Origin of the sequence: Rhizobium sp. BK379, from assembly GCF_014193955.1 — a bacterium.
Lineage (GTDB): Bacteria > Pseudomonadota > Alphaproteobacteria > Rhizobiales > Rhizobiaceae > Rhizobium.
In genome coordinates this window covers 1582185-1594716 of sequence record NZ_JACIAD010000001.1, presented here as the reverse complement: position 1 = coordinate 1594716, position 12532 = coordinate 1582185, and the positions used below count along the sequence as shown (strand labels likewise).

Annotated in this window: 9 protein-coding genes; 6 read left to right on the top strand and 3 right to left on the bottom strand. The window is 60.4% G+C overall.

Annotated features, from left to right (window positions below; all coding sequences use genetic code 11):
- Positions 1 to 3774 carry a methionine synthase gene (metH, locus tag FHT93_RS08190; RefSeq protein ID WP_183847011.1) on the top strand — a complete coding sequence of 1258 codons (3774 nt, stop codon included), beginning with the start codon at positions 1 to 3 and terminating at the stop codon, positions 3772 to 3774.
- A 113-nt stretch (positions 3775 to 3887) separates the two neighbouring features.
- Here the strand turns inward: metH and FHT93_RS08185 are convergent, their stop codons facing one another.
- Together FHT93_RS08185 and FHT93_RS08180 are read right to left on the bottom strand one after the other, a co-directional pair.
- Positions 3888 to 4652 (bottom strand): GntR family transcriptional regulator, encoded by a 765-nt coding sequence (locus tag FHT93_RS08185; protein ID WP_112969218.1) that lies wholly within the window; start codon positions 4650 to 4652, stop codon positions 3888 to 3890.
- Positions 4649 to 5533: an N-acetylglucosamine kinase gene (locus FHT93_RS08180; RefSeq protein WP_183847009.1), complete on the bottom strand. Its 885-nt coding sequence runs from the start codon at positions 5531 to 5533 to the stop codon at positions 4649 to 4651. The genes FHT93_RS08185 and FHT93_RS08180 overlap by 4 nt, the downstream gene beginning before the upstream one ends.
- A 530-nt stretch (positions 5534 to 6063) precedes the next feature.
- Here FHT93_RS08180 and FHT93_RS08175 point away from each other — a divergent pair.
- The 5 genes from FHT93_RS08175 to FHT93_RS08155 all read left to right on the top strand — a co-directional run bounded on the left by FHT93_RS08175 (position 6064) and on the right by FHT93_RS08155 (position 11418).
- Positions 6064 to 7323, top strand: a complete 1260-nt coding sequence (locus tag FHT93_RS08175) for an ABC transporter substrate-binding protein (protein ID WP_112541210.1) — start codon at positions 6064 to 6066, stop codon at positions 7321 to 7323.
- Positions 7324 to 7538: 215 nt separating this feature from the next.
- Positions 7539 to 8486 (top strand): sugar ABC transporter permease, encoded by a 948-nt coding sequence (locus FHT93_RS08170; RefSeq protein WP_112541211.1) that lies wholly within the window; start codon positions 7539 to 7541, stop codon positions 8484 to 8486.
- Positions 8487 to 8499: 13 nt separating this feature from the next.
- Positions 8500 to 9342, top strand: a complete 843-nt coding sequence (locus FHT93_RS08165; protein ID WP_112541212.1) for a carbohydrate ABC transporter permease — start codon at positions 8500 to 8502, stop codon at positions 9340 to 9342.
- A complete protein-coding gene (locus FHT93_RS08160; RefSeq protein WP_183847008.1) occupies positions 9339 to 10406 on the top strand; it encodes a Gfo/Idh/MocA family oxidoreductase in 1068 nt (355 codons plus the stop codon). Before FHT93_RS08165 ends, FHT93_RS08160 begins: the two co-directional genes overlap by 4 nt.
- Before the next feature lie 10 nt (positions 10407 to 10416).
- A complete protein-coding gene (locus FHT93_RS08155; protein ID WP_112541214.1) occupies positions 10417 to 11418 on the top strand; it encodes an ABC transporter ATP-binding protein in 1002 nt (333 codons plus the stop codon).
- 67 nt (positions 11419 to 11485) lie between these two features.
- Here the strand turns inward: FHT93_RS08155 and FHT93_RS08150 are convergent, their stop codons facing one another.
- Positions 11486 to 12364, bottom strand: coding sequence for a DMT family transporter (locus FHT93_RS08150; RefSeq protein ID WP_183847006.1), 879 nt, complete (start codon positions 12362 to 12364; stop codon positions 11486 to 11488).
- Positions 12365 to 12532 lie beyond the last annotated feature (168 nt).

The following is a 12532-nucleotide window of genomic DNA, read 5'->3' as shown; positions in this document are numbered from 1 at the left end:
GTGTTCGATAATCTCTTTGGCCCCGAAGGGGGCAAACGTGATGGCAGTGAAGTATTCGCGGCGCTGAAGAAGGCCGCCAGCGAACGCATTCTCGTCCTTGACGGTGCCATGGGCACGCAGATCCAGGGTTTGGGCTTCGATGAAGACCATTTCCGCGGTTCGCGTTTCATCGGCTGTGCCTGCCATCAGAAGGGCAATAATGACCTGCTGATCCTGTCGCAGCCGGACGCCATTGAAGAAATCCATTACAAATACGCCAAGGCCGGCGCCGATATCCTTGAGACCAACACCTTCTCCTCGACCCGCATCGCGCAGGCTGATTATGCGATGGAAGGCGAGGTCTATGCGCTGAACAAGGAAGGCGCCGAGATCGTGCGCCGCGCCGCGCAACGTGCAGAGCGCGAGGATGGCAGGCGCCGTTTTGTCGCCGGCGCTATCGGCCCGACGAACCGCACGGCGTCCATCTCGCCTGACGTCAACAATCCTGGTTTCCGCGCCGTCACCTTTGACGATCTGCGTGATGCCTATGCCGAGCAGATCGATGGCCTGATCGATGGCGGCGCCGATATCATCCTGATCGAGACGATCTTCGACACGCTGAACGCCAAGGCTGCGATCTTTGCCTGCGAAGAGCGTTTCGAGGCCAAGGGCATTCGTTTGCCGGTCATGATCTCCGGTACGATCACCGACCTTTCGGGTCGTACGCTTTCGGGCCAGACGCCGACTGCATTCTGGAATTCCGTGCGCCACGCCAATCCCTTTACGATCGGCCTCAACTGCGCGCTCGGTGCCAATGCGATGCGCCCGCATCTGCAGGAGCTTTCTGGCGTTGCCGACACGTTTGTCTGCGCCTATCCGAATGCCGGCCTGCCGAACGAATTCGGACAGTATGACGAGACGCCGGAACTGATGGCTGCGCAGATCGACAGCTTCGCCCGCGAAGGCCTCGTCAATATCGTCGGCGGCTGCTGCGGCTCGACGCCCGAACATATCCGCGTCATCGCCGAGACGGTGGCCAAGTACAAGCCGCGGCCGATCCCTGAGCATCGCCCCTTCATGTCGCTGTCGGGCCTCGAGCCCTTCGAGCTGACCAAGGACATTCCTTTCGTCAATGTCGGCGAGCGCACCAACGTCACCGGTTCGGCCAAGTTCCGCAAGCTGATCACCAATGCCGATTTCACGGCAGCGCTCGATGTCGCCCGCGACCAGGTCGAGAACGGCGCGCAGGTGATCGACATCAATATGGACGAAGGCCTGATCGATTCCGAAAAGGCGATGGTCGAGTTCCTGAACCTGATCGCCGCCGAGCCTGACATCGCCCGCGTGCCTGTGATGATCGACTCGTCGAAGTTCTCGATCATCGAATCCGGCCTGAAGCGTGTGCAGGGCAAGGCGATCGTCAACTCGATCTCGCTCAAGGAAGGCGAGGAGAATTTCCTCGCCCAGGCGCGCCTCCTGCACAATTACGGCGCTGCCGTCGTCGTCATGGCCTTCGACGAGACAGGGCAGGCCGATAGCTACCAGCGCAAGGTGGATATCTGCACGCGCGCCTACAAGCTGCTCACCGAGAAAGTCGGTTTCCCGCCCGAGGACATCATCTTCGACCCGAACATCTTCGCTGTCGCGACCGGTATCGAAGAACACAATAATTACGGCGTCGACTTCATCGAGGCGACGCGCACGATCCGCAAGACCATGCCGCTCGTCCATATCTCGGGTGGTGTGTCGAACCTGTCCTTCTCCTTCCGCGGCAACGAACCGGTGCGCGAGGCGATGCATGCCGTGTTCCTCTACCACGCCATCCAGGCGGGCATGGACATGGGCATCGTCAATGCCGGCCAGCTTGCCGTTTATGACCAGATCGATCCGGAATTGCGCGAGGCCTGCGAAGACGTGGTGCTGAACCGCCGTCCCGACGGAACCGAGCGGCTGCTGGAAGTGGCCGAGCGATTCCGCGGTGCCGCCGGCAAGGAAGGCAAGGTTCAGGATCTCTCCTGGCGCGAATGGAGCGTTGCGAAGCGCCTCGAACATGCCCTGGTCAACGGCATCACCGAATATATCGAGGCCGATACCGAGGAAGCCCGCCAGCAGGCGGCGCGTCCGCTGCACGTCATCGAAGGGCCGCTGATGGCCGGCATGAACGTCGTCGGCGATCTCTTCGGCTCGGGCAAGATGTTCCTGCCGCAGGTGGTCAAGTCCGCCCGCGTCATGAAGCAGGCCGTTGCCGTTCTCCTTCCCTATATGGAAGAGGAGAAGCGGTTGAATGGCGGCGAGGAGCGCAAGTCCGCCGGCAAGATCCTGATGGCGACCGTCAAGGGCGATGTGCACGATATTGGCAAGAACATCGTCGGCGTCGTGCTCGCCTGCAACAATTACGAGATCATCGACCTCGGCGTCATGGTGCCGGCGACGAAGATCCTGGAGACCGCCATCGCCGAGAAGGTCGATGTGATCGGCCTGTCGGGCCTGATCACGCCTTCGCTTGACGAGATGGTGCATGTGGCTGCTGAAATGGAGCGGGAGGGCTTCGATATCCCGCTGCTGATCGGCGGGGCCACGACCAGTCGTGTGCATACCGCCGTCAAGATCCATCCGGGCTACAACAAGGGCCAGTCCATTTACGTGACGGATGCCAGCCGTGCTGTCGGCGTCGTGTCCTCGCTGCTGTCGCCGGACGCCCGTCAGGGCTATATCGACGATATCAGGGCCGAATATGCCAAGGTCGCCGCGGCCCATGCGCGCAGCGAAGCCGAGAAGGTGCGTCTGCCGCTCACACGTGCCCGCGAGAACGCACAGAAGGTCGACTGGGCGGCCTACAAGCCAACCAGGCCGAGCTTCCTCGGAACCAAGGTATTCGAAGATTACGATCTGGCCGACCTTGCCAAGTACATTGACTGGACGCCGTTCTTCCAGACCTGGGAGTTGCGCGGCCGCTACCCGGCGATCCTCGAAGACGAGAAGCAGGGCGAAGCAGCCCGCGCACTCTGGGCCGACGCACAGGCGATGCTGAAGAAGATCATCGACGAGAAGTGGTTCCGCCCGCGCGCCGTCATCGGCTTCTGGCCGGCGGGTACCGTTGGCGACGATATCCGCCTATTCAAGGACGATGCGCGCAAGGAGGAGTTGGCGACGTTCTACACGCTGCGCCAGCAGCTTTCGAAACGCGATGGCCGTCCGAACGTGGCGTTGTCGGACTTCGTCGCGCCCGTGGACAGCGGCGTGCAGGACTATGTCGGCGGCTTCGTAGTAACGGCGGGCTTCGAGGAGATCGCCATTGCCGAACGTTTCGAGCGTTCGAACGACGACTATTCCTCGATCCTCGTAAAGGCGCTTGCCGACCGCTTCGCCGAAGCTTTCGCCGAATGCATGCATGAGCGCGTGCGCCGCGAATATTGGGGTTACGCCAAGGACGAGCATCTCTCCAACGAGGACCTGATTACCGAGGCCTATGCCGGTATCCGTCCGGCGCCCGGTTATCCGGCCCAGCCCGATCACACCGAGAAGAAGACCTTGTTCGGTCTTCTCGATGCGGAGAACACTGCCGGCGTGAAGCTGACCGAGAGCTATGCGATGTGGCCCGGCTCCTCAGTATCCGGCATCTATATCGGCCACCCGGACTCCTACTATTTCGGTGTCGCCAAGGTGGAGCGCGATCAGGTCGAAGACTATGCCAAGCGCAAGGGAATGGATGTCACCGAGGTCGAGCGCTGGCTCGGACCGGTGCTCAACTACGTGCCGCGCAAGACTGCTGAAGAGATCGAAGACGCTGCCTGATTGCGGAGTCTTTTCCGTCGCTTGAGGCGGCGCGCTCAGTCGTTGATTCAATGAACGATGAAGCCGGGAAGTGATTCACTTTCCGGCTTCATCTTTTTGAATTGGAAGAAAAATCAGGTCGCGCCGATCGTCAACTCGGCGACGAAGTCATAGGCGTCGCCGCGATAGAGCGAGCGAGTGAATTCCACCGCGCGGCCAGAGCCGAGATAGGAAATACGCTCGATGGAAAGCCCGGCCTGGCCGACGGGTACGCCGAGCAGTTGAGCGTCGGCTTCCTTCATGTTGGTCGCAGATATGCGCTGGACGGCGCGGACGGGGCGCACGCCGAGCCGCTCCAGCTCGGCATAGAGCGAATTGGTGACAGCAGAGGGATCAGGCAGGAATTCGCCCGATACGCTTGCATGTTCGATCGCCAGAGGCTGGTCGTCGGCGATGCGCAGGCGCGACAGGCGTGAAACCTTGATGTCCGTGCCGAGGCCGAGGATCATCATCTCGTCGGGCGATGGTGTGTGCACGCCCTTGTGCAGCCATTCGGAGCGGGCGGTCATGCCGCGCCGGGCCATGTCTTCCGTAAAGGAGGTGAGCTGGGACAGGCGCTGTTCGACCCTGGACACCGGCTTAGCGACGAAGGTGCCGGAGCCGTGACGGCGCACGAGCAGGCCGTCGGCTACCAGTTCGTCGATCGCCTTGCGCACGGTCACGCGGCTGACGGCCGCAAATTCGGCAATGTCGCGTTCCGGGGGCAGGGCATCGCCATGGGCGAGCGTGCCGGTGCGGACGGCCTCTTCCAGAGTACGGCGGAGCTTTACATAGAGGGGGCCAGTGCCGCCGGCCTGCAGGCGCTCGGGAGACAGAATGGAGGCGAGATCATCGGTCATGCCACACCTCCCTGCCGGTCGTTCATCAGTTTGACGGCGAGATCGACCGCACCCTGCAGCGCATCGGCTTTCGGCTCTGCCAGCAACGTCTTGTGCCGATCCGCGAGCCAGGGATGGTAGGGTCTGGCAAGGCCGCCGAGCAGGCAGATCGTCGGGCATTCGGGCCATGAGAGCGCGTCGAGGCTCGCATCGATCGCATCTGCCGCCTCCCTGACGATTTCAATTGCGATCGCATCACCGGCCTCTGCAGCCTCGAATACTGTCGGTGCATATCGTGCGAAATCCCGGGGGCGGGCGGTATGGGCGAATTCGACGACCCGCTCGGGATCATTGCCATATTCGGCCATGATCTTTTCCGTCAGAGGTGAGGTGGGGCGAACCTTGTCATAGGCAAGCAGGGTCCTTTCCAGAAGGTCGCGGCCGAGGCGTGCGCCGCTCGCCTGATCGCCAACAATCGAACCCCAGCCGCCGATGCCGTGCAGCTTGCCCTCTCGGCGCGCATTGTAGACGGAGCCGGTTCCGACGGCGCCGACTATGCCGTCGGCATCGCCGAGTGCCCCTTGCAACGATATCAGCGCATCGGTGACAACCCGACCGTCATCAAAGGGCAAGGCCCTTTCGATGCGCTTGCCGTAATCGCCGACATTGGCGCCGGCAACACCTACGACTGCGGAGATTGTGGAAGCGGTTTCATCCCCAAATCCGGCGTCACGCAGCGCCTGGCGCGCGGATTCGACGATATTGACGAGAGAGTTTTCCAGATCGGAAAGGATGTTGGCAGGGCCAGCCTTGCCGAGGCCTATGACATTGCCCATTCTGTCCGCAACTGCTGCCCGGCAGCTTGTTCCGCCACCATCTATGCCGATTGCAAGTTCCGTCATCGGACCTCCGGTTAAGCCGTTCCCTTATGTTTTCTTATACAATACCAAAAAAATACCATTTACCAAGCGGAAATGACCGTGAATTATGCCGTTTTTATCTTATTGATTTCAAACGATAAAAATTTTTAATGAATTTTCTCGGGTTCAGAAGTTAATTTTGGCTGGACAATTGGTATTTTTTTGGCCTTAATTCCGGAAAAGGGAACAGCGTATCGAGGCATGTGAAAACCGGCAAAGAAAAACAGCGTCGGCCATGTTTCGAGAAAGGTGCAGACGGTGATCGCAGGAGCCGGAATGGCTCGCGGAGGCGTGCGGTATCTTTCCAAGTTTTCGCTTATTTCAAGCGCCCGGTTCAGCGTATCGGGAGGGCGCACCGTTCGGCCGGAGGCTAGCGTCCTTCGTGTCGGCAGAGCTTCAGGGCCGCCAGTCTTGGCGGCTCTAAAAGGGGCGTTGGGTGTTTCCTCAGGCACGCCAACCGCTTGTTTCAGACCGAAAACAGCGCCTAGCGGCGCGTAAAACAGGAGAGGGAAATGAAAAACACTGCTCTGAAAAGTTTGCTGCTTGCCTCCAGCCTGCTGTCGTCAGCCGGCCTCGTTCATGCCGCCGACGTGACGCTCACCGTCGAAAGCTGGCGTAACGACGACCTGCAGATCTGGCAGGAAAAGATCATCCCGGCTTTCGAAGCCAAGAACCCGGGCATCAAGATCGTCTTCTCGCCGACCGCCCCGACTGAATACAACGCTTCGCTGAATGCCAAGCTCGATGCCGGCTCTGCAGGCGACATCATCACCTGCCGTCCGTTCGACGCATCGCTCGAACTCTTCAACAAGAAGCAGCTCGTCGATCTCACCAGCCTTTCCGGCATGGAAAACTTCTCGCCGGTCGCCAAGGCTGCATGGTCTACGGACGACGGCAAGTCGACCTTCTGCGTGCCGATGGCTTCGGTCATCCACGGCTTCATCTACAACAAGGATGCCTTCGACAAGCTCGGCATCGCTATTCCGAAGACGGAAGACGAGTTCTTCGCAGCCCTCGACAAGATCAAGGCTGACGGCACCTACATCCCGCTCGCCATGGGCACGAAGGATCTTTGGGAAGCCGCAACCATGGGCTACCAGAACATCGGCCCGAACTACTGGAAGGGTGAAGAGGGCCGCGAAGCCCTGATCTCTGGCAAGCAGAAGCTCACCGACGCCGACTGGGTCAAGCCTTATGAAGAGCTTGCCAAGTGGAAGCCCTATCTCGGCGACGGTTTCGAAGCCCAGACCTACTCGGACAGCCAGAACCTCTTCACGCTCGGCCGCGCCGCCATCTACCCGGCCGGTTCGTGGGAAATCGCGCTGTTCAACACGCAGGCTCAGTTCAAGATGGGCGCCTTCCCGCCGCCGGTTCCGAAGGCTGGCGACCAGGGCTACATCTCCGACCATCCGGATATCGGCGTTGCCCTGAATGCCAAGAGCACGCACCAGGAAGAAGCCAAGAAGTTCCTCACCTGGGTCGCTTCGCCTGAGTTTGCCGACATCTACGCAAACTCCCTGCCGGGCTTCTTCAGCCTGAACTCCAACCCGGTCAAGATGAGCGATCCGCTCGCTCAGGAATTCGTTTCCTGGCGCGGCCCGTACAAGTCGACCGTCCGCTCGACCTATCAGATCCTGTCGCGCGGTACGCCGAACCTCGAAAACGAGACCTGGGTTGAATCGGCCAACGTCATCAACGGCACGGACACTCCGGCCGTCGCTGCCGAAAAGCTCCAAAAGGGCCTCGACAGCTGGTACAAGCCGGGCAAGTAAGGTTTTGAAGGTGAGGGGCGGCCTGTTGGACCGCCCCTTATCGGCCTGCCGGCCATCTTGTCCCGCGAGGGGCAAGAGACTCGCAGCCGCCTCCTGGCCCGTGGTTTTCAGGTATGGGCATGGTCCGACTCTCCGAAGAAGGAGAGGGGAATGAGGGGCAAGATTTCCACCTGCGCTGCGCCTGATGGTCCAGCCAATAAAAACAGGCAAAAGCCATGAGCGAAGCCGACACCGCAGTCGACGTGATCCCGATCAAGCGTCCCATTCGCTGGCATATCGGAATCTTCCTTCTTCCGGCCTTCATCGTCTATACGGCGATCATGATCCTGCCGCTGATCGAAACGCTCCGACTTTCCTTCTACAATACGGTCGATGGCGCACCGGCCTTCGTTGGCTTTGCCAACTACAAGGTTCTCTTCGGCGATGCCCGCTGGGTGCATGACTTCTGGAATGCGCTGCGCAACAACGTGATCTTCTTCATCATCCATATGTGCGTGCAGAACCCGATCGGGATTGCACTTGCCGCACTTCTGTCGACGCCCCGGCTTCGCTTCGTTGCCTTCTACCGCACTGCTATCTTCCTGCCGACGCTGCTCTCCTTCGTCATTGTCGGCTTCATCTGGAAGCTGATCCTGTCGCCGATCTGGGGTGTCGCACCCTGGCTGATGAGCCTCGTCGGCCTCAAGTGGGCCTTCGCTCCCTGGCTCGGCCAGTCCGGCCCGGCGCTGATCGCGGTGTCGCTGATCTCGAACTGGCAATATATCGGCATCCCGATGATGCTGATCTATGCGGCACTTCTGAGCATTCCCGAGGAAGTGATCGAGGCTGCCGAATGCGACGGCATTACCGGCTGGGCGCAGTTCTGGAAAATCAAGCTGCCGCTGATCCTGCCGGCGATCGGCATCATCTCGATCCTGACTTTCGTCGGAAATTTCAACGCTTTCGACCTGATCTATACCGTGCAGGGTGCGCTTGCCGGCCCCGACATGTCGACGGATATTCTGGGCACTCTGCTCTACCGCACCTTCTTCGGTTTCCAGCTGCAGCTTGGCGACCGCTCCATGGGCGCGACGATCGCGACGGTCATGTTCCTGATCATCCTCGCCGGCGTCTCCTTCTATCTTTTTGCCATCCAGCGGCGCATGCGCCGCTACCAGTTCTGAGGAGTGTGAGCCCATGTCGAACAGAGCGCGCACATCCCCCATCCGCACCGGCCTCGTACATCTGGCGCTGATCGGCTACACGCTGATTGCGATCTTCCCGGTGTTCCTGACGATCGTGAATTCGTTCAAGGACCGCAACTCGATCTTCCGGTCGCCGCTGCAGGTGCCGACCCCCTCGACCTTCAGCCTCGTTGGTTACCAGACGGTGCTGGGGCAGGGTGACTTCGCCACCTATTTCCAGAACAGCTTCATCGTAACGATCGTTGCGATCTTCCTTGTGCTGCTGTTCGGAGCGATGGCCGCCTTTGCGCTGTCGGAATACCGTTTCAAGGGCAATACCCTTGTTGGTCTCTATATGGCGATCGGCATCATGATCCCGATCCGCCTCGGCACGGTCGCCATCCTGCAGGGCATGGTCGCGACCGGTCTCGTCAACACGCTGACGGCACTGATCCTCGTCTATACGGCGCAGGGCATTCCGCTGGCGATCTTCATTCTCTCGGAATTCATGCGCACCGTGTCCGACGACCTGAAGAATGCCGGGCGTATCGACGGGCTTTCGGAATATGCGATCTTCTTCCGCCTCGTGCTGCCGTTGGTACGGCCGGCCATGGCGACGGTCGCTGTCTTCACGATGATCCCGATCTGGAACGATCTGTGGTTCCCGTTGATCCTGGCTCCGTCAGAAGCCACCAAGACCGTGACGCTCGGTTCGCAGATCTTCATCGGCCAGTTCGTGACCAACTGGAATGCGGTTCTCGCTGCCCTGTCGCTGGCGATCCTGCCGATCCTCGTCCTCTACGTCATCTTCTCGCGGCAGCTGATCCGCGGCATTACCTCGGGAGCCGTCAAGTGAGCCAATCCGACAAGCCGATCCGTGTCCTTGTTGCCGGCCTCGGCAATATGGGCCGCAGCCATGCGCTCGCCTATCACAACAATCCGGGCTACGAGATCGTTGGCCTCGTCAACCGCTCCAAGCCGAGCCAGCTTGCGCCGGAGCTGGAGCAGTACACTATCCATCCCGACTTCATCACGGCGCTTGCCGAGCTGAAGCCGGATCTCTGCTCGATCAATACTTATTCCGACAGCCATGCCGATTATGCCGTCGCCGCCTTCGAGGCCGGCTGCGACGTCTTCGTCGAAAAGCCACTGGCAACGACCGTTGCCGATGCCGAGCGCGTCGTGGCTGCCGCAAAGAAGGCGGGCAAGAAGCTGGTCATCGGCTATATCCTGCGTCATCACCCGTCCTGGAAGAAGCTGATCGAGGAGGCGCGGAAGCTCGGTGGTCCCTATGTCTTCCGCATGAACCTCAATCAGCAGTCCAGCGGGCCGACCTGGGCGACGCACAAGTCGCTGATGCAGACGACCTCGCCGATCGTCGATTGCGGCGTCCACTATGTCGATGTCATGTGCCAGATCACCGATGCAAGGGCGGTCGAAGTGCGCGGCATGGGCCTGCGCCTGTCGAACGAGATCGCGCCGGACATGTATAATTACGGCCATCTGCAGGTGCTCTACGAGGACGGTTCCGTCGGCTGGTACGAGGCCGGCTGGGGGCCGATGATTTCCGAGACGGCCTTCTTCGTGAAGGATGTGATGTCGCCGAACGGCGCCGTCTCGATCGTCATGGATCCGAACGCGAAGTCCGACGATATCGACACGCATACAAAAACCTCCGTCATCCGCCTGCATACGGCGGAGACCGGGCCTGACGGCAAGTTCGTTCGTCCCGATCAGGACATGACGATGGAAGGCGAGCCCGGCCATCAGGCGCTTTGCGACCTGGAACAGGCCTTCGTGCTGCGCGCCATCAACGAGGATCTGGACCTCAACCGCCATATGGATGATGCGGTGGCCTCGCTGCGCATCTGCCTTGCCGCTGACGAAAGCGTGCGCACCGGCCGACCGGTTAGACTATAAGGAAAGACTAGTGGGATCGCTTCAACTCAAATCCATCCGCAAGGCCTATGGCAAGCACGAAGTGCTGAAGGGCATCGACCTTGAGGTCAAGGACGGCGAATTCGTCATCTTCGTCGGTCCATCAGGCTGCGGGAAATCGACCCTGCTGCGCAGCATTGCCGGCCTGGAAGACGTCACCTCGGGCGCCGTCATCATCAATGGCCGCGACGAGACGCTGACGCCGCCGGCCAAGCGCGGCATCGCCATGGTGTTCCAGTCCTATGCGCTTTATCCGCACCTGACGGTCAAGGACAATATGGGCCTCGGTCTGAAACAGGCGGGGGCGGCGAAGGATGAAATCGAGACGCGCGTGACCAAGGCCTCGTCCATGCTGTCGCTCGAGCAATATCTGGCGCGCCGCCCGGCCGAGCTTTCGGGTGGCCAGCGCCAGCGCGTGGCGATCGGCCGTGCGATCGTGCGCGAGCCGGAACTCTTCCTCTTCGACGAGCCGCTCTCCAACCTCGATGCGGCTCTGCGCGTGCAGACGCGTCTCGAAATCGCTCGCCTCCATCGCAGCCTGAAGGCGACGATGATCTATGTCACCCACGATCAGGTGGAAGCCATGACGCTTGCCGACAAGATCGTGGTGCTGAATGCCGGCGCGATCGAGCAGATCGGCTCGCCGATGGAACTGTATAATCGCCCTGCCAACACGTTCGTCGCCGGTTTCATCGGCTCGCCGCAAATGAACTTCATCCCTGCCGACAAGGTCGGCGATGCGCAGGCCAAGACGGTCGGCATTCGTCCGGAGCATCTGACGCTCTCGCGCGACAGCGGTAGCTGGAAGGCCAAGACCGTGCATGTCGAGCATCTCGGCGCCGATACGATCGTCTATCTGGAATCGGATCAATGCGGTCTCTTGACCGCACGTCTCTTCGGCGAACACAAGTACGAACCGGATGAGATCGTCTATGCGACGCCGGATGGCAGCCATATTCACCGCTTCGATGCGAACGACAGGGCAATCCGCTGATTGCAACCGGAACGAAAAGCCCCGCCATCGAGCGGGGCTTTTTGTTTAAGGCGGTATTGAAGGCAAATCAGCGCCGTAAAAGCCGTCCATCGATGACGATCAGGCTCGTCATGATCAGGATCATCCCGCCAAGCTCGAACGTGTCCAGTCTTTCGCCGAGAAAGACCGTGCCGAGCAGGATCGCGCTGACAGGCACCAGCAGCGTCACCAGCGATGCATTGGTCGCCCCGGCCGAGGCGATGAGATTGAAATACAGAATGAAGGCGAAGGCGGTCGTCAGGATCGCGAGAAAAAGCACGGCCATCCATATCGGAGCAGACGATGTGACGATGTCGGCCGGGCTGTAGAAAATGAAGACGATCGGCAGCATGAGGATGACAGCACCTGTCAGCTGGCCGGTGGCAACGACTGTCGGGCTTATGCCTTTGAAGCGTCTGGCGTAGACGACGGCGAAGGCATAGGAGACAGCGGCTCCGATGACCGCGAGCTTTGCCCAGGTGGGGCCGCCGAGATTGGACAGAAGTCCCGGGCCGATCATGACGGCGGCGCCCGCGATGCCGATGACGACGCCTGCGATCTTCGCGGTTGAGATCTTTTCATCCGGCGTCAGCGTGTTTGCTAACAGGATCGTCCAAAGAGGTGTCGTTGCATAAAAGACCGAGGCGAGACCGGCGCCGATCTCCGTCTGGCCGGTGAAGATCAGCGAGAACGGAATGACGTTGTTGAGAAGGCCGAGACAGAGGAAAGAGCCCGGCCGGGCGAGGACGGGCGCGAAGGAAATGCCGCGCAGCCTCAACCAGAGATGCAGGACCAGCGCGGCAATCGCCACGCGATAAAGCACGAGGGCCAACGGCGGAATTTCGGACACGGCGACGCGGGCGAGGAAGAAGGACCCGCCCCAAAGTGCGCCCAGGAGCGTTAGTTGGCCCCAATCCTTCGCTGACATTGACTGTGTCATCGCTTCGGTGCGCAAAGCCTCATCCATGAATGGAGACAAGCCCTGCAGTCTATCTCCCGTGCGGGCGGGCAACAGCGACGGAACGATCCCGATATCCGAATTCTATGGAATCTGGTGCTGTCCTAACCCGATCGGCGGGATTGATATGCCTGGACT